Source organism: Paenibacillus rhizosphaerae (assembly GCF_014192015.1).
GTDB classification, from domain to species: domain Bacteria; phylum Bacillota; class Bacilli; order Paenibacillales; family Paenibacillaceae; genus Paenibacillus_AQ; species Paenibacillus_AQ rhizosphaerae.
This window is the reverse complement of the sequence record NZ_JACHXJ010000001.1, coordinates 1048959-1071997: the sequence shown is the minus strand read 5'-3', so window position 1 is coordinate 1071997 and position 23039 is coordinate 1048959. Positions and strand designations below refer to the sequence as shown.

The following is a 23039-nucleotide window of genomic DNA, read 5'->3' as shown; positions in this document are numbered from 1 at the left end:
ACCGGATGATTGGGTTCAGGTTAAGCTTACACAATCCACCCTTATAGCTCTAATATATAAATCGTATAGTCCTAATAGTTATTACCTATAAATAATACGTGATCAATGACATCCCAACAGGTAAGCTGTGCAGCCTTCCTTCCCCCATCATTCATGAGCTGCAACAAAAAAGAGCCCCGTTGCCATCAACGTAGGCTCTATTCCCAACTATTCCCTAAGTGTTAACTGATTCATTTCAACCGGGGTTCGGTTTACTTTAAAACGCAATGGCTGCCGCCGGCTGAACCATCGCAAAATCGCGGAACATCCCGTTATATTCCTCGATGATCTCCCGGGCGCTCTTGCCGCCTTGGTCATACGTCGTGTGGGCGTCTTCAACGACAACTACCTCGTAGCCCAGCTGTCCTGCGCGTTTGCTTGTAGCTTCGACACACATGTCGGTTTGAATTCCGGATACGATCAGCCTCTGTACGCCAAGCGACGACAGCTTCTCCTGAAGGTCCGTCTCGTGAAATCCGTCGGGCGTAAATTTCTGCACAACGATCTCCCCTTTGGCAGGAGCGATTCGGGACTGGATCTGCCAGGCAAAGCTGTTTGGCTCCAACTGCTCGCCGGGTTCTTCGTTATGCTGAATGTACACAACAGGTACACCGCTTGAGCGCGCCTCCGTGATAAGACCTTGGATCTTGTCCAACAAAGCTTCGCCGTCGAAAACGGGATACTCCGGTACAAACATGCCTTCCTGCACGTCAATGACCAATAAGGCGGTACCGCTGCTCATTTGCATTCCCCTTCCAGGATGTATTCATTGGTTCTGTGTTCATAGCCGCATGTTGTCTTGAAACCATCATACCGGAACATACGTTCCCGGTCAATCCGTAACTTTAAGCTATGCCGTGAACCAGTCCGGATAATGCGTCTGCAAATATTTTAGTTTAACTTCGGTTTGACCGGCTCCGCCGCCTTCGTGTCCGTTGAAAGGATAGATGACGATGTCCTTGTCGCTTTGGATCCGGTTATAGGTCGCGAAATACATTTGGGGCGGACAGGTTTCGTCCTTGAGTCCAACGCTGGCCAGTACCCGGCATGCGATACGATCGGCCATATTCATCGTGTCAAAATAGCTCAGGTTGTCCATCACGAGATCCGTCTGCTCCGGATGGCGGTTCAAATACTCGGCTACCGCAGCGTAAGCTCCGTGATTGCCTTCGATCCGGCAAACGAGATTGCTGTTGCTTGGCACATCAACCATCGCCAGCACAGGACGGTCGTCCAGGGCAGATACCGCCGTCCCGAGCGCACCTCCTTGGCTGCCGCCCTCGATCACGATTCGTGAAGCGTCGATATCCTCTTGAGCGCAGGCAAAATCGATCGCCTTCAGCGCATCCATATATGCATACCGGTAATAATATTCCCATTTGTTATGTACGCCTTTGCTGGCCACGTTCGCCACATACCCGTGTGAGTATGAAGCGCTGTTGCCGGTCAATCCGCCTTGGTCACGGCAGTCTACCGACAATACAGCCATCCCCATCATCACCCAGTGCATCAGCTCGGAAGGCTTGCCCCTGCTGCCGGTAAAGCCATGGTAATGAATCAGGCAGGGGTATTTCTCTTTGTACTCAAAAGCGGGAACGATCAGCCAGCCGTAAATTCTCGTCTCATCCATTCCGCAATACGAAACGTCGTATACCTTCACATGCCGAGCCGGATAATCGATCAGCGTACGCTCCGGGTCCAGCGGAACCTCCTTGGCCTGCCTGATGGTCGTCTCCCAAAACTCGTCGAAATCGTCTTTCTTGGTGAGAGGGGGAAGGTAACTGTACAGCTCCTTCGACACCTCATCTGTGTAGCCCATCGGTATCATCCTCCTTCATACCAAGCAGTATACCGGATATACCCCGTATTTGCACCGATATTTACGTCGGTCCTTCCATAAGAAATCTAATCATGCACCGCCGGACTATACCAAAGGACAGCCAGCTTCACCTCCGCATATATTGGAGTCGTCAGCGGGCACGTCAAATTCCCCAACACGCAAAAAAACCGTGAATTCTACCGTACTACACGGATAGAAACACGGTTTGCCCGCACACTCTCCATCGAGCGTGTCACGCTTATGGCTTACCCATCAGCCAGCGGTTTGCCTCGTTCGCTTCCGTAAATTCCTTGATGTCGTAAGAGCCATAGTACCGCTCTCTGACAAACGGATCCTGCATGACCCATTCCTCAACCTCTTCGGCGCTGCCTCCGCTGAACATCATCACCGCACCGCCTTCGTCTGTAAAAGGTCCGCATAACCGCAGACGGCCTAAGCTGCTCATCGCCGCCAGGTGCCGCACATGCTGCTCTAATAAATCCGCGCCGAGACTCCCGGTTTGTTTATTCCCTAACAGCACCAAAAAGCTTCTCATTAAGCCCCTCCATCCGAATGTATGTTCTCATATCATTATAACGGATAATAGCGAGGGATCAATGTTCTGTAGAAAAAACGGCAATTATGCTTTACGATCCATCAAGCCCCGGCCGATCAAATTGGCGGAGACGGGCTTGATCCCGAGTTCCCTGGACCAGACGGACAGCTGCCCGACATGGTGAATCTCGTGAGCGATCATATGCCGGATCACTTCGCCCCATTTATCTTCAACGGGGTGGCCGTCCGGATGGACATCGCGGAATACGTTATATTCCCAATCGTCATTCCAGGAGTAAACAAATTCCTCCACTTCCGGCTTGAACGCTTCCTGCAATTTCAGCACCTTACCCAGGCTGCGGTATCCGTCAAAGCTTTCCTGAAAATCCGGCTTTCCCTGCAGGCATCGAACCCAGCTCCATTCCACATCGACGATATGAAACAGGGTGTGCAGAATTCCGCCCACTCCGCCTGTGCGGGTGCGAAGCAGCTCCTCCTCCGGTACGCTCTCACACCAGCGGAACCAATCTTCACGAACCTGCCAATTATATTGGAATAACGTTTTAATGAGCAATCTCCTCCGTATCTTTTCTTATCGGAATCTATCTTTGTCTTTCATGCCTGAACGGCTATTTCATTTACTCATATCAAGTGCGGGGGCACAATGGAAAATAAAAATATACCCGTTTTATACCGCTTCCTTTCAAGTAGAACAATCAATCGAAGCTCGGTCCCGCTGAAGCGGTGCGGTACTACGAGTCATTGCTGCCCGGGCTTGTCTTGTACCTCGATGACGATGCTTCCACTCACTTTCCCGTCGATGTAGGCGTCCAGCTTCCATAGTCCTTTGGCCGGCAGTTTCAGATAGCCAACAGACTCGACATACTCTCGCGGTTCCATCACAGGATCGTCATTCTGGATTTGCGTCTTCCCTTCAAAAGCCGTCACCTGCTCCCCCGTCTCCCGGCTGGTTCCGATGACTTCCACTTCTTTATCCAGCAGCCGGCCGGTCTCTTCCGGCGTGTCACCCCAAAAATGGAGGAGCTGCTTGTTATCCGAATTCGCCTGTACTAAACCGTCTACGATGGCAAATTTGTCTTTGCTGCCCTTGAGCCCGTACGGCACCGGAGTCCCATCAGGTCCGGATTTGGAAATCGTAAATGAAGGACTCTGCTGCCAATCTTCCGATCCCACTGCTGTCTCTTGCTTGACTTCGTTGCAGGCGGACAGCAGGAAGACACACAGGAATGCCGCCAATATGAATCGCAAAATACACTCCTCCTAGTTTTTGAGTCAGGCGTCAGGTAAAGGGATTTTTTCATAAACCTTCTGCCGGCCGTCTCCTTTTTTTAACCGGATACTTTTTTCTCCAGTGATCGGAGATGGTCTTTCAGTTCCCGGATTTCCCGGTATAAGTCCTTGTAAGCGGAATAAACGAAGGATCCGGTCACCATAAGCAGTAAGCCGGCGGTGGGAAGCAGAAGTTTCAGGCAGTACCAAAGAATATAATACGTATCGGGCGTATCCGATCTCGTCGTTCTGGGTATCCAAAGTGCCAGTCCCAAGAAAAGGAGGATCAGCCCTGCGATCATGGAACAGGCATAGAGGATCCGGTATTTTCTTGTTACCATTCCACCACTCCACTCCTTTCACTGCTCCATCCCTTACTATATACCATATTTTTCAAGTGAAGTCTGCCTTTTACCCACTATTCCACCCCAAACATCTATAGGCTTGGCCATAAACAAAACCAAAAAGCCTATCCATTCTAGACTACCCTGAAGTCACCCGTGCAGCTGCGGGCACTCCAGTGGTTGGTGAACCATTCATCCAGCCAGCGTCAATCCATTAAAAAGGAGCAGGCTTCACGCCTGCTCCTTCTCACCGCTTGCTCCGTCCGGACGGGATCAGCAGCACCGGCCGGGACGCAGACTTCGCCTTCTTCAAGCGCTGCCCCTTGCTTGGGAACCGGCGCCCTGAAGCTACCGCCGCGGGTGCGACCTGCAGCAGTCCGGCGCCAACCGCCTGCCGGCCCCCCGGTATCTGAAGCGCACTGGCTTCGAAACGGCGTTTAATTTCGGCCGGCCTCATCCTGGGGGACAGAGCCCTCAGCAATGCGGCGCCGCCTGTCACATGAGGAGCCGACATCGAAGTCCCCGACATTCTGCCGTACGTGCCTCCGGGCAGGGTCGACAAAATGTCGACGCCAGGCGCGGCGACGGAAATGCCGTTCCCCCGGCTCGAAAAATCGGCGACCCGGTCCGCTCGATCCGTCGCCGCAACAGCGATGGTCTCGGGATAACGGGCGGGGGCGTCGATCAGCGGGCTGAACGTCGTCCCCTCGTTTCCCGCGGACGCCGAAATGACGGCCCCCTGCTTGGCTGCCCGTTTGACAGCGTCCCGCAGTGCCTTGCTATTGCCTGATCCGGTCAGCCCGAAGCTCATGTTCATCACTTTGATTCCCCGTTTCAGGCACCAGTCGATCCCTTCCACAATGTCGGAAACAAAGCCGTTTCCGTTTTGGTCCAGCACCTTGACGGCGAACAGCTTTACTTGGGGCGCATTGCCAAATATTTTTTGCCGTCCGGTGGCCGCCGCGATTCCGGCCACGTGCGTGCCGTGACCGTTGTCATCCTGAAACGATCCGCCGGTGATCGTATTTACACCGCCCGCTATACACAGATCCGGATGCTTGGCGATGCCCGTGTCGATGATGGCGACCTTTACCCCCTGGCCCATCGTCCTGTTCCATAGCTCGGGCGACTTCACCCTGCTGACATTCCAGGGTATTTTGGCCGTGTCCACCAATGCTCTTTTCTTGGCAGCCTTTCTCGCACCGCCGCGTTTGACGGCAGCAGGTTTGATCGCGTGCGCCTTCACTTTGGCGTCCCGCTGGACATAAGCAACGCGGGGGTGCTGTTTTATTTTTTCCATATCCGTGGAGCGGTGAAAATGGCAGCAGATCAGCCGGTGGCTGTCCACGGACTTCACCGGTTTGATTCCGTTTGCGTTGAGCATATCAAGGCACTGATGGTAATCCTGCTGCGTTTTGAACACGACGATCTGACGGCTTGTCGTTTTGCTCGGACGGCTGACGGCCGATTTTTTCAATAACTTCTCCAGCTGCTTCACTGTATGCACCTCATTTGGAGGATGTATTCCTGATAGAATATGTGACATCGCCCGCAATGGTGTGCTTTTGCCATGCTGCCTCAGCGTTAGCCTAGGAATTACCCAAAACGCCCGGAAGAGTCATGAAGCCCAAATGGTACGGATACGGATATCCCCGGTCCGGTTCGCGGGGTGCACTCTGCGCCATGTTTGGTATATGCCGGCGGCGGTTCCTGCCTCTCTATGAACACAAAAAAGCCCCCGTCCTTCGTACGCCAGCTTTGGCGTAAGATAGACCTAGGGGCATTAACAATCTCAAATCTTCTTATTCTATCATTCTCTTATCAAAACCTATCTCTTTGCTGACTTATTTACCTCTTCACTGTGATCTTACTGCTGATCCTTCGTCACCAGCTTCAGCGGAGCCGGGATCGACTTATCGACCGTTTTGCCCTGCAGCACATCCTTCGCCGCCTGCACGGCCATCTGGCCGATCAGCTCAGGCTGCTGTGCCACGGTGGCGGTCAGCTTGCCGGCCTTGATCGAGTTCAGCGCGTCCTCGTTGCCGTCAAACCCGATAACCGGGATGTTTTTGCCGGAGCTTTGGATCGCTTCGATCGCGCCAAGCGCCATCTCGTCGTTGTGGGCGAAGACGGCTTGCACGTCCGGGTTGCCCTGCAGCAGGTTTTCCATGACGTTCAGACCTTTGGTCCGGTCAAAATCGGCCGCTTGTTTTGCAATCACGTTCAGATCCGTGTCGGCCACTTCGTGGAAGCCTTTGCCGCGTTCGCGGGTTGCGGATGCTCCAGGCACGCCTTCCAGCTCGATGACTTTGGCGCCTTTGCCAAGCATCTTCACGATGTATTCGGCCGCCATTTTACCGCCTTTGACGTTATCCGATGCTACCAGTGCTTTGACATCCCCTTTGTCCGAGGAACGGTCCAGCGTAATGACCGGAATACCCAAATCGTTGGCGTTCTGCACAACGGTGGAAATCGCGGCGGAATCCGTCGGGTTGATCAGGAGCACGTTGACCCCTTTCTGGATCAGGTCGTCCACGTCGTTGCTCTGCTTGGCCGAGTCGTTCTGGGCGTCAACGACGATCGTTTCCATGCCCTGCTTCTTAGCTTCGGCCACCACGCCGTCCTTCAGCGAGACGAAGAACGGATTATTCAGCGTGGAGACGGACAAGCCGATTTTCATTTCCTTGATGTCGCCGCCCGTCTTGGGCTTGGCCCATTCCGGCGGTTCCAGCGAACAGCCCGTGGTCAGAATCAACAAGAGTGCAGCTAAAACTAGCGTTATTTTTTTCATGATGATCTACTCCTTCTTATGCGGATTTCTTCCGGTCGATCAGAACGGCGATCAGAATGACGATCCCTTTGACGACCATTTGATAGAAGGAAGAAACGCCGAGCAAATTCAGACCGTTGTTCAGTGTACCGATGATGAGCGCGCCGATCAGGGTGCCGACGATGCGTCCGCGACCGCCCGACAAGCTCGTGCCGCCGAGGACGACAGCCGCGATGGCGTCAAGCTCATAGGATGTGCCCGCCGTCGGCTGCGCCGAGTTCAGACGGGAGGTCAGGATGGCGCCGGCCAGAGCCGACAGCAGTCCTGCCAGGGAATAGATCATGATTTTTACGCGCGGTACCTTGATACCGGATACGATCGATGCTTTTTCGTTACCGCCGATGGCATAGGTTTTACGGCCAAATGGCGTTTTATTAAGAATGACCCACAGAATGACAAACGTAATGATCATGGTAATGGCCGGTACCGGGATACCTAGCTCGTATCCGCGTCCGAACAGCTGGAACAGCCGGCTGTCGCCAAGTCCTGTGATCGGGTTGCCGTCCGTATATACCATCGTCAAGCCTCTGAATACCGTCATCGTCGCCAGTGTCGCGATAAACGGTGCCATTTTACCTTTCGTAATGAGCAGGCCGTTCACCATACCCATCACGCCGCCGAGAAGACAGCCGATGATGATCGCCAGGATCGGATCAAAGCCCGACACCAGCATATTGGCGACAAACGCACTGGACAAAGCCAAGATCGATCCGACGGACAAATCGATGCCGCCTGTCAAGATGACGAAGGTCATGCCAAACGCGATAAGCGCGTTGATCGACACCTGGCGGAGCAGGTTCAGAATGTTAAGCGGTTCCAAAAAGCTCGGATTCAGCACCGACACGATGATGATCAGGATGATCAGCCCCAGCAGCGGGCCCAGCTTTTGCGTCACTTGCGATAGTTGGAAGCCTTTTGGCTTTTTAGCGTCTTGAATGGTTGTCATGTTACTGTCCCCCTGTTGCTAACGTCATTATTTTTTCCTGCGTGGCTTCTTCGCTGCTCAGTTCCCCACTGATTTCGCCTTCATGGACAACCAGAATCCGGTCGCTCATGCCCAGCACCTCGGGCAGCTCGGAGGAAACCATAATAATCGCAACGCCGCGTTCGGTTAATTCGTTCATCAGTTGGTAAATTTCGCGCTTCGCCCCGACGTCGACCCCGCGCGTCGGCTCGTCCAGGATAAGCACTTTCGGACCGATGCCGACCCATTTGGCAATAACGACCTTTTGCTGGTTACCGCCGGACAGGTCGCCTGCCGCGGTTTCCGCAGACTGCGTTTTGATTTGCAGACGTTTGACCAGCAGGTCGACGAAGTCTTTTTCCCGTTTCGCGTTAATAAAGCCTTTGGACGTAAAGCCGGACAAGCTTGGCAGCACCATATTTTCCCGGATCGAAAAATCGAGCAGCAGCCCTTCATCCTTCCGGTCCTCGGTAATAAAGCCGATGCCGCGTTTGACCGCATCGTCAGGCTTGCGGATATGGACCTTCTTGCCCTTGACCCATATTTCGCCGCTGTCGAGATGATCTAGCCCGAACAGGGCACGCATGATCTCGGTCCGTCCGGAGCCCATCAGGCCGGAAAAGCCGACGATCTCGCCGGAACGCACCTGGAAGCTGACGTTCTCGAACAGCCCCTTGCGGGTGGCGTTTTTCACTTCGAGCACCACGTCGCCTGGCGACGGGTTCCGCTGCGGGTAACGCTCGGTCAGCTCGCGGCCGACCATTTTTTTCACAACCTCGTCAAAGTTCGTATGCGGAATGTCTTTCGTGTCAACCGTTTTGCCGTCGCGCATGACCGTGATCCGGTCACAGATTTCAAAAATTTCTTCCATCCGGTGCGAAATATAGACGATGGAAACGCCTTCCTTTTTCAAGGCGGCCATGACGTCAAACAGCTTGCGGATCTCCCGCTCGGTCAGCGCCGCCGTCGGCTCGTCCATGACGATGACTTTGGCGTCGGTCATGAGCGCTTTGGCGATCTCGATCATTTGCTGCTGGCCTACCGAGCACTCCCCTGCTTCGCGCTGGAACGGGATGTCTACCGACAGCTTGTCGAACTGGGCCTTTGCCAGCGTTTTCATTTGTTTGGTACTCAGCAGCCCCCATTTTGTAGTCATTTCCTTGCCAATGAACAGGTTTTCAATGACGGTCATGTCGGGCCAAATGTTCAATTCCTGGTGGATAAAAGCGATGCCCGCTTTTTCCGCTTCCTTCGGGTTTGGAAAATACGTCTCCTTGCCGTCGATCCGGATGACGCCCTCGTCCCGCTGATGCAGACCGATGAGAATGTTCATCAGGGTGGACTTGCCGGCACCGTTCTCCCCCATCAAGGCGTGAACTTCGCCTTCCCGAAGCTCAAAATCCACACCGCTCAGCACGTGGTTGGTGCCAAAGGATTTATATATGCCTTGCATTTGTATGTGCATAAGGGTTCCTCCTCTTTATCCAAAATGGACGCCGGATTGCAGAATGCAGTTGGCGAACGGCTTGGCTTCTCCGGTCCGGATGACTGCTTTGGCTGTGCGGGTCAAAGCTTTAAACTGTTCGTGAGGCACGTCCTCAATCGGGCGGTCCGCAAATGTATGGTCAATGTAAGCTTGCGCCTCTGGGTTATCCGTTTTCATTTCCGCGGCGACGATGACCTTTTCGATTTCCATGTCTTCCGCGATGGAACTCACGACCTCCTCAAAGCTCGGATTTCCAAGCTTCAGGGCGAGGTCGATTTTCGTGACCCCTTCGGGGATGGGAAGGCCCACATCGGCCACGACGATCGTGTCGGTATGGCCGAGGTCGGCGAGGACTTTGGCAATGTGACTGTTCAGCATCCCATGTTTTTTCATTACAGGTTCTCCTCCACTTCTTGACGCGTCGGCATGCCGCCCTGCGCGCCGAACTTCATGACCGACAGCGAAGCGGCACGGTTGGCGAACCGGACGCTGTCCGCGATCGGCTTGCCTTCGGCCAGCGCCACGGCAAAGGCAGCATTAAAGGTGTCTCCGGCGCCGGTCGTGTCAACCGCTTCGACTTTATAGGAAGGAATAACAACCTCTTCCTGTCCGTCAAAATAACGCACGCCGCTGCTGCCTTCGGTAATGAACAGCTTATTCGGATATCGGCGCAGCGCTTCGGATACCCGGCCTGCTCCGAACATGATTGCAGCCTCGTGCTGATTCGGCGTGATGTACGCCGCGTTCTCGATCACTTCGTCCTTGACTGGACGTGCCGGCGCCGGATTCAGCAGCAGCGGGACGCTGTGCTCAGCACAGATCCGGCTTACATGCTCCACCGTTTCTTCGGGAATTTCCTGCTGGATCAGCACCATATCGGCGGTGGTGATCGCTTGTACAGCCTTGTCGATATAGGCCGGTGTGACCTCATCATTGGCTGCTTTGACAACAACGATACTATTGTCCCCTTCGGCGAGCACAATGTGGGCCGTTCCGCTTTCCATATCTGTAACCGGTTCCACATAGTCTACAGAAACTTGATTAGCTCGAAAATTGTTCAAAATAGCTTCGCCAAAGTGGTCATCTCCCACTCGGCCAATCATGCTGACACTCGCCCCGAGTCTTGCGGCTGCCACCGCCTGGTTGGCTCCTTTGCCGCCAGGCACGGTTTTAAAGCTCTCTCCGAGAACGGTCTCTCCCGCTCCCGGACGTTTGGACGATGTCACTACCAGGTCCATCGAGCTGCTTCCGATTACGCAAATGTTAGCCATCTTAATCCACCTTTCTGGTCGTATCCCGCTCTATAAAAGAAACGGGCATTTGTATATTTCGATTGTCCACTGTTCCCTGCTCGATCAGGCGGATCAGCAGAAGTGCCGCTTCCTTGCCCATGTCGTAAGCCGGCTGCCGGATCGTTGACAGCGACGGAGAGAGCAGGCTGCTGAGCGGGATATCGTCAAAACCGATCACCTGCACATCCTCCGGCACGCGCTTGCCGAGGCGCTGAGCCTCATGCAGAACGGCGGTCGCCACGATATCGTTGCTGGCGATGACCCCGTCGGTGTCGAGATGCTTGGCGAACAGCTCTTTGGCCCAGCTTTCCGCTTCCGCAAAGGAAAAAGACGAAGTCTGAATGATATGGTAGTCGATCCCCGCTTCCTCAAGTACCTCGACGGCGCCTTGGAACCGATCCTGGGCGGGACGGATATGTACAGGTCCGCGCAGGACCGTGATCCGCTTGCTGCCGCGGGCGATCATTTCCTGGGCGGCCAGCCGTCCGCCCTTCCGTCCGTCCGAGTACACCGACGGGCTGTCGCTGGACGTCCGGTCCAGAAACACGACCGGAATGTTCAGCTTGGCGTAAATATCCGAATCCGGACGATTGGTTGAAGAGATGACGCCGACCACGTTATTTTGAATGAAGGTCTGGATGTACTCCTGTTCCTTCTGCTCGTTCTCGTCACTATTGCCGAAAATGATGCGGAATTCATTAGCCTGCATGCCGTCCTCCACGCCCCGCGCCAATTGCGGGAAGTAAGGGTTCGTAATGTCAGGCAGCAAAAGTCCGATCAGCCTCGACTTGCGTTTGTATAATGATCTTGCAACCTCGTTTGGCGCATAATTCAACGCTCGAACCGCGTCTTCCACTTTCTTGCGGGTATCGGCGTGTACGTATCCTGTTTCATTAATGCACCGGGATACGGTCGCGACCGAAACCCCTGCATGGCGTGCTACATCTTTGATCGTTACCATCTGTTATGATCACCTCGAAATGTGGAACCGGTTACACACATAAAATAACACATCGCTTTTCGTTTGACAATAGCGCTTTCAATATTTTTTGTTTGGATATTTTTTGCAGATGGCATAAAATGCCGGCACAGTGCGGAAAAATAAGCGAAGGATGCATGGCGTGCTCAGCACCGTATAGTTGTGAAAGAATCGGCTATTTGGGGAGCGCCGCTTTACACCAAATCATCCATACGAAAATTGCAAAAGTGCAGTTATTTTCCGATCATCGGGCTCGCGGCCGTTTCACCGGATATGAACTGCACTTTTGCATTTATGTTGCTTCTAACGCCCAGTCCTGCAAAATAAGTTTGTTTTTTCAGATACTTCGAGACCACCAAGCCCTTTATACCTGTCTCATTCCTGCTCCGTTCCTGTCTCATTCATGTTTTATTCCGGACCGCTCCACCCATACGATCTGTGCCTGCGGGTCGGCTTTGCGAAGCACCGCTTTGAAGCGCGGCACATCCAGCAGATGCACGCTGTACATCAATCGCGTCTGAGCGGGAATCCGCCCACAGTTACAGTCGCCGTCACGGTCACTCTCAACCTCTCGACCACGGTCATGACCAATTTCAACCTCATTCCACGCAAGTCCCTCAAGCCGCAGCCGGCTTTTCATTTCGGCCTCCACCTGCCGGGGATTCGCCGTCGTTACACCGGCAAGGCGGCGAATCCCGAAAATGACGACTCCTGCGGTTTCATAAGCCGCCAGGCAGGCGAACGCGGAGTACAGCGTCCGCTCCCACCCCAAAGCCGCGCCGGCGGTGACCAGCACCAGGGCGTGGCAGAGCAATAGCAGCCGCTCCACGGAGATGGCCGGGCGGGTGCCGGCCTGGATCCCGGCCGACCGGATGCGGTCGGTTTTTTCAAGGCCGAGTGCGTCCAGCAGGCCGCCTGATTTGACGGCCAGCCCGCCGCCGAAACCAAGGCACAGGCCGCCTGCCAGCGCGGCAATGACTGGCTCGCCGCTGACGGCCGGCAGCGGCGCCAGCAGGAACGCCGACCCGGCAAATGCAAGCAGACCGGGGAGCACCTGAAGCCATATTTTTGTCCGGCCCAGCAGAGAATAAAAGAACAGCAGCGGCAAATTGAACAGCACCAGCAGCATCCCGAAATGGTTATCGGTGTGAAACGACACCAGGCCGGAAATGCCGGTGACACCGCCGGCGATCAGCTCGTGCGGATGCAGAAACAGCTCGACGCCGACCGAGGCGGCGATGCCACCGATGACCGATTTGAAGATAGCATTAGCATGTTTGCCGTTTCTGCCCGAAGCTCCAAATGTTTTTCTCATGACCGTACGGCCAGCTTGATCGGATCATGCATTACCTTCCCTCCCTACACTGATATGGAAGTCCGTTGGATGGGATCGCATTTACCCAAACATTCTCTTCAACATGGGAACCAGCCATACGCATCTTCCGGGTATTTACAGCGCCTCTTCCTTCTGAATCCCCGGTTTTCGGTCCTTAAATTTGATCCAGCGGTTCAAAAAGGTAAAAATCGATTTCGACTGTTTGGTCAGCAGCGGACCCAGGATGGCCAGAATCAGCACGTAGATCGCCGAAAACGGCTGAAGGATTTCCATCAGGCCGCCGTCTTTGCCCAGATTCGCCATAATGATCGAAAATTCGCCGCGTGATACGATCGTCAGCCCGATGTTGGCGGAAGCTTTGGGAGACAGCGAAGCCGTCCGCCCGGCCAGCATGCCCGCACTGAAGTTGCCGATCAGCGTCACAATGACCGCCGCCAGCGCAAGCCATATCGCATTTCCGCCCAGGGACATCGGATCTATGGACAGACCGAAGCTGAAGAAAAAGATCGCCCCGAAAAAATCCCGGAACGGCATAATCAAATGCTCGATCCGTTTGGCGTGTTCCGTTTCGGCCAGCACCAGCCCGACCAGCAGCGCGCCGATTGCTTCGGCCACGTGGATCGTTTCGGAAAAGCCGGCGACCAGAAACAGCGCGCCGAAAATGACCAAGGCAAACAGCTCGTTGGAACGGATCCGCAGCCATTTGTTTAAATAAGGTACCGCTTTGCGCCCGAGAATGATGACGGCGAGCATAAACCCGAGCGACACGAGTGCCGACAGCAGCACGCCGCCGATCGAGCTGGAGTCGCTGAGCACAAACCCGGACAGAATCGAGATATACACGGCAAGGAAGACATCCTCGAACATGATGATGCCGAGAATCATTTCGGTTTCTGCATTGGCGGTCCGTTTCAGGTCCACCAGCACCTTCGCTACGATCGCGCTGGACGAAATCGTCGTAATTCCCGCGATGATCAGCGTCTCGGCGAGCGGAAACCCGCTGAAGAATCCGAGCATCAGCCCCAGCGTAAAATTAATGCCGATATATATCGACCCGCCTACGGCGATCGACCGTCCCGACTTGATCAGCCGGCCGACGGAGAATTCGAGCCCGAGGTAGAACAGCAGGAACAAAACGCCGATCCGTCCCATAAAATCGATAAACGGCGCGCTGTCGATAAACCGGAAATCGAAATGCCACAGCTCCATCGCATGCGGACCTACCGCCATGCCGATCAGGATGTAGAACGGGATCACCGAAAACCGCAGCTTTGCCGAGATCAGCCCACCCAGTGCAATGAGAACTAACGCTAAACCAATTTCAAATACCAAATGCTCCATCCTTTCACCCGCTTCCGTTCATAAGAATTTGTTTGAACCGCTTTTGCTGCTCCCGTTCTCCAATGGCGACGACCGTCGCCTCCGCATTCAGCACGGCTTCCGGTCCGGGATTCACTTGTTTGCCGTTACGTTTATCCAGCAGAGCGATCACTGAGACTCCGGCATTTTGCCGGATGTTCAGTTCACCGATCGTTTTTCCCGCGCATCCATAATGAGGCTCGATCCGGTACCATTCGATCGTCAGCTCGTCAAACGCCATTTCCACCCGTTCGAGCTGCTTCGGTTTGTACGTCATCCCGCCGACAAGAGCGGCCAGCTGCCGCGCCTCCGGATCTTCCAGGGTCACCATCGAGATGCTTTGCTCCAAATCCTCGTACGAAAAATGGTACAGCTCACGCCGGCCGTCATCGTGAATGACCACGACCATCCGGTCGCCGCTGGCGGTATCCATTACATATTTCATCCCGATTCCGGGCAATACAGACTCACGAATATCCATGAGAATAGCCTCCTGTAATTACATGTTTATATTTGAGAAACATTTCACATATAGCTGGGTTGATGCAAATGGCAGAAATGCAACTTTTTTCAAAAAAAGCGCAAGGCATCCGTAACAAAAACGCTCACACGATTACCGCCGTAACAAAGGTATACGAATTAGCACAATTGCCATTCTAATCCGCAACAAGTCCACCACTTCGCATCAAAGCTCAAAAAGCATCTTGCTCATACGAAAAACACACATGACACTCGAGTTGAAAAGAAGCCGCATGGCAACTCAACGTTCTTCGTTAACTCTCAAGAATCCTACGGTGAATCATCAATTTTGGGTACACGAAACGAACCGTCCCGCTATCGGCTTTTTTTGCAGACCAGGTGCGAGGATGCCCCGGCGCATGCCGATAAGGAACCGTCTATTCAGGAAGGAGATTAAGCCACATAACTCGAGGTAAATTTAATCGGGAGCAGCAATAAATACTTTTTACGGAGAAAAATACACGGAACAAAAGGCAGCCGCGGTTTGGGAATACGCAGCACCAGCAGCAGCGGCAGCACAAAAAACAGCGGAAGGGCTGACGCCAGCATGATCAGTCTCTGCATGAGGGTTGGCGTTTTCCGTACCAGAGGTTTGCTTGGAGGATCGATCCGGCTGTACACCGTCTCGGTTTCCGTCGAACTAGCAGGGGAGGTAAACACTTCTTCTTCCAGGGAAACGGGAAAGGCTGCCATCTGAATGACACCCAGAAAGACAATGAACATCATTCGAAGTCTATTCATCCATGCTGCCATCCTATCCCCCCTCTTGTGAAAAATTCATATATGATTATTCTAACACAGGTAAGAGGACGTCTTCAAACCGATGGACAAGCTGAGACCATCCCGATAAAAAAATTTAATCGATTTTGAAAGGCTGTCGCAAGCAGCCGCGGGATACCAGAACTTCGATGGTGAAGGGCAAGACATCAATAGGACCAAAAAACCGGCGGAACAAAGAGTTCCGCCGGTTTTCATCAAGATTTCAACAAAAAAACTTTCATATATTTATTTCGCCCAAATCACCGCGATCTCAAGTCCTTCCGGTACGCCGGGATATTGGATCAGAACCGTGCCCGAAGCAGAATCATAGGCATAAACCGCCGGCTGTCCGCCTGCCGTCACTGCCGACGGTTCAGCCGGAACGCGAAGGCGCGTGCTGACCGTCATTTCCGAAGGAGACTCGGAGACGAATGTCAGCTTGCCTACAATGTACTGCTCCTCGCGAATCCGGGATGCGCTGACAAGAATGACCGGCCGGTCTTGCGCCTCTGCCGCCGGATGGTCCAAATCATACAGCAGGCGGTCATCACCGGGCTGAAGCTCGACGCGGCCCAGCACGGGCAGCTCCGGATCAAAGAGATCGACGAACGCCCCTTCGAGCTGTGCCGCCGGCTCCGCAGCATCTCGCTCGTCGAGCGCATGCGCAATCACATACGGACCGCGCCGGATGTGAAGCAGGCCGCTCTCAAGGTACGCTTCCTGCTCCCCGCGGAACTGAAGCGCCTGACGCACGCTGCTCCGCACCTGCTCGGCGCCTGCATCCGAGCGGGACAATTCGGCGGGATGCTGCCGGTAGTACAGCACGGCCCCCTCGCCGACCCGGTGCTCTCCTTCGCCTGGATTACGCCCGAGCCCCATCGACTCGAACAGATGCTCTTCCGGCCGGTCATAGGCACGGCCGGCGTCGCGGTTCCACCATTCCTGCACGTTGTGGAATGGATCACTCCCGTCGCCGTAATAGATCAATACCCCGCCCTCGCGGACCCACTGCCCGAGAACCTGATGAATGCCGGGATGCTCCGGCTTCATCAGCTCGTAGCTCAGCAGCAGCACGCGGTAGTCCGCCAAATATCCGGGAAAGGTCAGGATATTGTCCAGCTGGACCGGCCGCAGCGGAATGCCGGCTTTGACGAGGGGCAGCGCCATCCCGTAAAAGGCCGACCAGTCCAGCAGCTCCTGCTGCGCTTCGCTCAGCTTTTCCGTGCCGGAGGTGCCGTCGTACTTAAATTCCTGCTTGCCCCCTTCTTCATCCGGATCGACGTCCCCCCGCTGATACATCGCGGAGTTCGCCAGCAGAACGCCGATGCCGGTCGTCGCCTTGCCTTCCTGCACATCCCCGTCATACCGGTGGATGTCCCGCAGCACGTTCATGACGGTGAGCAGGGACGTTTTATAGCCTGCCGGAATGACTTCCTTGCCGCTGCCGCCCTCTTTCGGATACCCCAGTTCGAACACCCGCCAAGGCCAAGGACATACCTCATATCGGGAAACTCCCGGATGCAGCAGCGAGGCCACGACCGTCGAGCGGTAATTGTACGCGTAATCCTTCCACGTATAGCGCGGATTATCCTCGATCGGGTCGTGAAGGAACCACATTTCGCGGCCCGTGCCGCGGGTCAGCTCCTGCATGACGCCATACTCTAGGAATGCCGTTTCAAAGGTGCGCTCCTTGCGGACACCCTTGTAGACGTTTGCGGTCCGGGCGGTTCCCGTCCAGATCTGGGCGATGAAGCCGTCACAGGCCGGCATGTTCACGAGCAGCGCTTCCGGGCTGATGATCCGCCACTGCGTATAGTTGATCAGGCTGTGCGTCGGGACATAGAAGCGGACCGTGCGTCCATAGTGAACAAGCGCATACTCTTTCATCTGGCTGCAGATCCGATCCAGCGTCCGGTAGTACACATACGCTTTCAGCTTGGAAGCGCGGTATTGGGCATCGGGCGACGAGTGCGGAGGAATCCAATCCTCGCCGTAATAGTTTCGCCACTCCCGCTTGAAGGCTTCGGAGTAACCCGAAGCCGCCCAGAATTCCGGCTCCTCCATATGGATGGCCTCCACGCCGCTGTCGATTGCCCGCTTGATGTGAGTCGCCAAATACTCGGCGAACGAGACGGTCGGCACCATGTACGGGACATCCTTGCCGTGGCTTACCTGATCGCCCGCCCGGTTGACCTGGGCTTCATCCCAGTGATTGCGTCCGTCGAAGCGGCCGTACAAATAATCCTGGTACTCCCCCCAAGATACGCCGGTCATCAGATGAATCGTGTATCCTGCCTGCTTCCAGCCCTGAATGCGCTCCGGCAAATCATCCGATATGCCGTAGACCATGACGAAATCCGTACGGAGATCATACTTCGGCCCGTAGGGACGGGATTCCTGAAATCCCGTCCACTCCGGCCCTTTGCTTCCCAATCGGCTGCTCAAGGGTAAACCCTCCTTTAGTTCGGCATTGACAATTTGACGACTTCTTTCCCTTTCAGTTCTTCGTTTACATACTTCATGGCGTCATCGTAATCGGTGTTCTTGATTTGCTCGCGAAGGTCGTTGATGACCTTCAGGGCCGCATCATCCGACTTGGCGAAGATCGCCTGCTTCCATACATCGCTGATTTGGTCCATGGACGGCTTCAGCATTTCCCATTGCGGCGATTTGGTGATCACATCCCCCGGGTTGAAGGCGGAAATGACGCTGATCCCGTTCGGACGCAAAATTTTACGCGCGTTGTCCATCGCTTTCAGGCGGTCCTGGTCTGCCCAAATATCTCCGCCGCCGACCGAATTAATACGGTCCATGCCGGTCATATTTTCCAGACCGATGCTGATGCCTTCGTTCTTCTTGGCCTTGCCCGTCGTGTCCACCGTAAACTTGTCGAACCATTCCTGCTTGGCGGCCGGTTTGCCGTCAACCAGATCCCAGTGCGTTCCCTGAATGCCGTAATGCACCAGCATAAAGCCTTCGTCGGAAGCAAGGAAATCGAGCAGTTTCAGCGCGGCGTCGACGTTTTTGGCTTTTTTCGTGATGACGGTAACGTTATTTCCTTGAATGTTCAGGTCGACCGGACGGTTCGGTTCGGCCCCGGCCCGCTCAAGAGGTCCGACCGGTACGTAGTCGCTGCCCGGATGCGCTTTCACATATTCCTTGGAAGCGTCCAGGATGGCTGGGTAGTGCGCCGACAGTACCGCGATGCGCCCTTGCTTGATTTTCTCGTTCGCGATCGGGTCGGTCTGCGTAAAAGCATCCGGATCGAGCAGTCCTTCGGAAATCAGCTTGCGGTAATACAGCGTGTAATCCTCGTAAGCCTTCGTGAAGAACACATGCTCCAGCGTGCCGTCGCCTTTGTCCTGATAATCGGCCCCATAGAACATTGTATTCCCGATGCCTACCGCCCATCCGTCATGGAAGCCGCCGAGCGGAATGACTGGTGCGCCGTTTTCGCTCAGATTGGCATCCTTGATCTTTTTCAGGAAATTGTAGAAGTCGTCCTTGGTCTTCACGGACTGCGGATCGACTCCGATCTTATCGGCAATGTCCTTCCGCACGTAAAATCCGTACAGCCAGTCGTTGACGTCCTTGTCGGTGGCCGGCTGGTTTTGGTACAGCATGTACTTCTTGCCGTCAATTCCGCCGATCGCTTTTTCGTACAGAGCCGGCGGCACGTTTTCCTTGGAGACCGCTTTCGCCAGGTTCGGATACTGGTCGATTTTGTCCGTCAAATCCACAAGCTGGCCTTCTTTAGCAGCCTTGATGATGCCATCCAGTTCGCCGCCCCAGGCAGGGCCGGTATAAATGTCCGGCAGGTCCTGCGTCGCAAAAATCGTGTTGACCTTCTCGGCCTCGCTGCCCTTCGTATAGTCGATTTTCACCTTGATGCCGGTTTTCTCTTCGATCGCTTTGAGCACGGGGTTCGATTCCGAATCGGAGCCTGAGGAACCGTTCCAGTTATTCAGCACCGTGAGCGTAACCGTCTTGGAGTCCGAGCCTTTGTCTCCCCCATCCGCACTGTCGCCGCTGCCGCCGCTGCTGCAGCCGTACAGCATGCCGGATATCAGGGTGAACGCCATCAGAGAAGCTGCCAATTTAAACCGCTTTTTTCTCATATGAACCCTCCCAATTTGAATGAATGTATATGATATAGCCCCGCATGCAGGACGTCTATCCTTACCCTTTGACGGATCCGATCATCGTTCCCTTGACAAAATAGCGCTGCAGGAACGGGTAGATACACAGGATCGGAAACACAGTAATGACGAGCAGTGCCATCCGGAGCGATTCCGGCGTAGCCCCCGCCGCGCTGACATTGACGGTTTGTCCACCCTGCTGTGCGGCCCGCTGCATCGATGACGACAGCGCTTCCGCTTCGGTCAGCATTTGCTGAAGCAGGGTCTGCACCGGAATGAGGCTTTTGTTCGACACGTAGTAGGTGCCGGTGAACCAGTCGTTCCAGTGCATCACGCCGACGAACAGCGAAATGGTGGCCAGTACCGGACCGGACAGCGGCAAAATGATGCGCATGAAGATCTGGAAATCGCCCAAGCCGTCAATCCGCGCAGCTTCCTCCAGCTCTTCGGGAATGCCTTGAATGAACGTCCGAATGATGACGATATGCATAAAATTGAACAGGAACGGAATGACATACACCCAGAAGTTGTTGATCAGGTGAAGCTTCTGCAGCGTAATGAAATACGGGATAAAGCCGGCGCTGAAAATCGTGGGCAGAAAAATATAAAAGGTGAAAAACGTGCGGCCTGGCAGCGTTTTTTTGGCCAAGGCGTAAGCCATCAGCGTACTGAGCAGCACGCTAAGCACCGTGCCGAGCAGCGTCCGTAAAATCGTAATTTTATAGGCTTGCCAAATCTGCGGATTATCGAACACCTGGGCGTAGTTGTCCAGCGTGAACTTCCGCGGGAAGAAATACAGAGCCCCCATCATGGAATCTTTACCGTCATTAAGCGAGTATACGAGCACATAGATGAACGGATAAATCATGGAAAAGGCGAACAGGGTAAGCAGGAAATAATTCAATACGGTAAACCAGGAAAACGATCGTTTCTCCACGTAGGTACCCTCCTTAGAACAGTGATACGTCGCTGACCTTCCGCGCAATCCGGTTGACGGTGACGATCAGGACAAGGGCGATCAGGCTCTGGAACAAGCCGACAGCCGCCGCATAGCTTAGCCGGCCCTGCTGGATGCCCTGCGTGATGACATGGACGTCGAGCACGCTGCCAATGGCTGCGGTGGAAGGACCGTTCAGAAGCAGAAGCTGTTCGAAGCCCGCGCTCATCAGGCTTCCCGTCGCCAGAATGAACAGGATCACCGCAACGTTGCGGATGCCCGGCAGGGTGACGTGCCAAATCAGGCGGAACCGGCCGGCGCCGTCGATTTTCGCGGCTTCATACAGCTGCTGGTCAATGCCCGCAATGGCCGCCATGTAGATGATCGAGTTCCAGCCGATGTTCTTCCAAACATCTGAGCCGATAATGACTTCATAGAACCAGGAAGTGTTGTACAGAAATTGGATCGGCTCTACGCCCATCGACGACAGCAGGTCGTTGACCGGCCCGCCATAGGTAGCGAAGAGGCGCTGCATCAAGGTGACGACGACGATCCAGGAAATGAAATAAGGCAAATAAGATAAAGTTTGAACGGTTTTCTTGAATTTCAGATTTCGGATTTCATTGAGGAGGATCGCAAGGATGATGGGCATCGGAAATCCGATGATCAGTTTCATCAGGCTGATGATGATGGTGTTGCGGATAATGTCTGTCGACTGGTAGTAATCGAAAAACTGCTTGAAGTATTTCAGTCCCGCCCATGGGCTGCCTGTAAAACCGCCGACGAACGTATAGTCGCGGAAAGCGACCTGAATCCCGTAAAGCGGAACGTAGGAGAACAGAAAAAACCAGATGATCCCCGGAAGCATGAACAAGTAAAACAACTTATGCTTCCAGATCCGCTTCCACAGCGTTGACGAACTCATAAGCTCCACCTCTGTTTTCGGATAGTTTGAATGTTCCAGGTTTCGGCAAAGCGCTTGCTTTTCAGCTTCCTCCTCTCAAATAAATGTAAGCGATTACACGACGAATTCAGCTGTTCTCTTCTCTACTTGACCTCCCTAGAAACGCTGTCGATTCATGGAAGCTCTCGGATTAACCATAATATAATATAAATATTTAACATATTCAATATGTTAATAAAATAAAAAAAGACCTTTTCGTCGTGAAAAGGTCTTTTTTCTATACGGGAATGCTGCCTTCGAAGGAATATTAATGCGGTTTTACGGGTCCAGTCGTCCGTCCGACGACCAGCTCGGGAACGAGCAGCGTCTTCGTGTAGCCGCCGCTCCGGTCCGCCTTCTCCCCAATGATGTCCACCAGCGTTTCCGCCGCACGTAAGCCCATTTCATATTCAAACTGCTTGATATGCGTAAAAACGCTGAGCTCTTCCACGACGGAAGTCGGGTCGTCGAAGCTGACGATCGAGAGATCATCCGGGATGGACAGCCCGTTTCTTTTGGCCATCTGCTGGATCTGCACGCCAAGCTTGCCGTTCAGCGTGATATAGGCGGTCGCCAGACCGCTGCGGATGTAACGGTACAGCGGGTGCTTCTCCGGCTCATCCGAGGCATGAATCCGAAAGCCCGTAATGATATGGGCCGGGTTGATCAGTGCACCCTTGTCCTTCAAGGCGTCCATGTAGCCTTCGATGCGCTCCTGGACGGTGACGGTCTGCAGTGGAGAATCGGAGCAAATGGCGATTTCACGATGACCCAGCTCCCACAAATGTTCTACGGCAAGCCTCGTCCCCAGACGCCCGTCGGCCGCGATGTAATTGGTTTCGACTCCCGGCAGGAACCGGTCGATCAAGACAAATGGATAGCCGGAGAACTTCAGGTTCAATATTTCGTCGTTGTAGTGCTCCTCGTCCACCGGGAATACCAGAATTCCTTCCGCACCGATCTGTTTCAAGGTTTTGATCGCTTCCTTTTCGTGCTCCAAATCCCCCTCGGACAGCAGAATCATGGTCCGGTATCCTTTGCTGCTGAGCCCTCTGCGGACACCGTCGATCAGCCTAACGGCAAAATAATCGTAAATCGAAGGCATCACGAGCCCGATGAGGCCCGTTTTCGGCTTCACCTCTTCGGGTGTCCGGCCAAAGACCGGACGCGGTACCTCCGCTTCCTCCGCCGCTGAGAGCTCACTGACAAAGCTGCCTTTGCCAGGAACCCGGCTGATGACGTTTTCGTTCGCGAGGCCGGTCAGCGCTTTCACGACCGTGATTTTGCTTACATCAAAGCGTTCCATGAGTTCCTTCTCCGTCGGGATACGATCACCCGACTTCAGGCCTTCCGATTCGATCAGTTCCCGGATGTACTGCTGTATTTTTTGATACAGCGGGGTCCGTGCGGTAACGTTCAACAGGATCACCATACTTTAGTTTGAGATTT

The 23039-nt window shown here is 54.2% G+C and carries 22 protein-coding genes; all 22 read right to left on the bottom strand.

Annotation, left to right across the window (positions count from 1 at the left end; genetic code table 11):
* Positions 1 to 256: 256 nt before the first annotated feature.
* The 22 genes from FHS19_RS04645 to FHS19_RS04540 all read right to left on the bottom strand — a co-directional run bounded on the left by FHS19_RS04645 (position 257) and on the right by FHS19_RS04540 (position 23010).
* Positions 257 to 781, bottom strand: coding sequence for a cysteine hydrolase family protein (locus FHS19_RS04645; protein WP_183579253.1), 525 nt, complete (start codon positions 779 to 781; stop codon positions 257 to 259).
* Positions 782 to 889: 108 nt separating this feature from the next.
* Positions 890 to 1858: an acetylxylan esterase gene (locus tag FHS19_RS04640; RefSeq protein ID WP_183579250.1), complete on the bottom strand. Its 969-nt coding sequence runs from the start codon at positions 1856 to 1858 to the stop codon at positions 890 to 892.
* A gap of 259 nt (positions 1859 to 2117) precedes the next feature.
* Complete coding sequence (locus FHS19_RS04635) at positions 2118 to 2414, bottom strand: YciI family protein (RefSeq protein ID WP_183579247.1); 297 nt, start codon at positions 2412 to 2414, stop codon at positions 2118 to 2120.
* Between the two features lie 84 nt (positions 2415 to 2498).
* Entirely contained in the window at positions 2499 to 2981 is a 483-nt protein-coding gene (locus FHS19_RS04630) for a DinB family protein (RefSeq protein ID WP_183581436.1), read from the bottom strand.
* A gap of 191 nt (positions 2982 to 3172) precedes the next feature.
* Positions 3173 to 3682, bottom strand: coding sequence for a DUF4871 domain-containing protein (locus tag FHS19_RS04625; protein WP_183579244.1), 510 nt, complete (start codon positions 3680 to 3682; stop codon positions 3173 to 3175).
* Between the two features lie 80 nt (positions 3683 to 3762).
* On the bottom strand, positions 3763 to 4044 hold the full coding sequence (locus FHS19_RS04620; protein WP_183579241.1) for a hypothetical protein: 282 nt from the start codon (positions 4042 to 4044) through the stop codon (positions 3763 to 3765).
* Between the two features lie 250 nt (positions 4045 to 4294).
* Positions 4295 to 5545, bottom strand: coding sequence for a S8 family peptidase (locus tag FHS19_RS04615; RefSeq protein ID WP_183579238.1), 1251 nt, complete (start codon positions 5543 to 5545; stop codon positions 4295 to 4297).
* A gap of 369 nt (positions 5546 to 5914) precedes the next feature.
* Positions 5915 to 6838 (bottom strand): ribose ABC transporter substrate-binding protein RbsB, encoded by a 924-nt coding sequence (gene rbsB, locus FHS19_RS04610; RefSeq protein ID WP_183579235.1) that lies wholly within the window; start codon positions 6836 to 6838, stop codon positions 5915 to 5917.
* 16 nt (positions 6839 to 6854) lie between these two features.
* The gene (rbsC, locus tag FHS19_RS04605) at positions 6855 to 7823 is read right to left on the bottom strand and encodes a ribose ABC transporter permease RbsC (protein WP_076167363.1); all 969 of its coding nucleotides are present in this window, start codon (positions 7821 to 7823) and stop codon (positions 6855 to 6857) included.
* Between the two features lies 1 nt (position 7824).
* Positions 7825 to 9306: a sugar ABC transporter ATP-binding protein gene (locus FHS19_RS04600; RefSeq protein WP_183579233.1), complete on the bottom strand. Its 1482-nt coding sequence runs from the start codon at positions 9304 to 9306 to the stop codon at positions 7825 to 7827.
* Between the two features lie 15 nt (positions 9307 to 9321).
* Positions 9322 to 9720 carry a D-ribose pyranase gene (rbsD, locus tag FHS19_RS04595; RefSeq protein ID WP_183579230.1) on the bottom strand — a complete coding sequence of 133 codons (399 nt, stop codon included), beginning with the start codon at positions 9718 to 9720 and terminating at the stop codon, positions 9322 to 9324.
* Positions 9720 to 10598 (bottom strand): ribokinase, encoded by an 879-nt coding sequence (gene rbsK / locus FHS19_RS04590; RefSeq protein WP_183579227.1) that lies wholly within the window; start codon positions 10596 to 10598, stop codon positions 9720 to 9722. The genes rbsD and rbsK overlap by 1 nt, the downstream gene beginning before the upstream one ends.
* A 1-nt stretch (position 10599) precedes the next feature.
* On the bottom strand, positions 10600 to 11580 hold the full coding sequence (locus FHS19_RS04585; RefSeq protein WP_183579224.1) for a LacI family DNA-binding transcriptional regulator: 981 nt from the start codon (positions 11578 to 11580) through the stop codon (positions 10600 to 10602).
* Positions 11581 to 11995: 415 nt separating this feature from the next.
* Complete coding sequence (locus tag FHS19_RS04580; RefSeq protein ID WP_183579221.1) at positions 11996 to 12913, bottom strand: YitT family protein; 918 nt, start codon at positions 12911 to 12913, stop codon at positions 11996 to 11998.
* Positions 12914 to 13048: 135 nt separating this feature from the next.
* Positions 13049 to 14275 carry a cation:proton antiporter gene (locus FHS19_RS04575; RefSeq protein WP_183579218.1) on the bottom strand — a complete coding sequence of 409 codons (1227 nt, stop codon included), beginning with the start codon at positions 14273 to 14275 and terminating at the stop codon, positions 13049 to 13051.
* Between the two features lie 4 nt (positions 14276 to 14279).
* Complete coding sequence (locus FHS19_RS04570) at positions 14280 to 14774, bottom strand: cation:proton antiporter regulatory subunit (RefSeq protein ID WP_183579215.1); 495 nt, start codon at positions 14772 to 14774, stop codon at positions 14280 to 14282.
* A 431-nt stretch (positions 14775 to 15205) separates the two neighbouring features.
* A complete protein-coding gene (locus tag FHS19_RS04565) occupies positions 15206 to 15553 on the bottom strand; it encodes a hypothetical protein (protein ID WP_183579212.1) in 348 nt (115 codons plus the stop codon).
* 264 nt (positions 15554 to 15817) lie between these two features.
* Positions 15818 to 18016 carry a hypothetical protein gene (locus tag FHS19_RS04560; RefSeq protein WP_183579209.1) on the bottom strand — a complete coding sequence of 733 codons (2199 nt, stop codon included), beginning with the start codon at positions 18014 to 18016 and terminating at the stop codon, positions 15818 to 15820.
* A 14-nt stretch (positions 18017 to 18030) separates the two neighbouring features.
* Complete coding sequence (locus FHS19_RS04555; protein WP_183579206.1) at positions 18031 to 19689, bottom strand: extracellular solute-binding protein; 1659 nt, start codon at positions 19687 to 19689, stop codon at positions 18031 to 18033.
* A 61-nt stretch (positions 19690 to 19750) separates the two neighbouring features.
* Complete coding sequence (locus FHS19_RS04550; protein ID WP_076167385.1) at positions 19751 to 20647, bottom strand: carbohydrate ABC transporter permease; 897 nt, start codon at positions 20645 to 20647, stop codon at positions 19751 to 19753.
* Positions 20648 to 20660: 13 nt separating this feature from the next.
* Positions 20661 to 21572: an ABC transporter permease gene (locus FHS19_RS04545; RefSeq protein ID WP_089546755.1), complete on the bottom strand. Its 912-nt coding sequence runs from the start codon at positions 21570 to 21572 to the stop codon at positions 20661 to 20663.
* Positions 21573 to 21858: 286 nt separating this feature from the next.
* Positions 21859 to 23010, bottom strand: a complete 1152-nt coding sequence (locus tag FHS19_RS04540) for a GntR family transcriptional regulator (protein ID WP_183579202.1) — start codon at positions 23008 to 23010, stop codon at positions 21859 to 21861.
* Positions 23011 to 23039 lie beyond the last annotated feature (29 nt).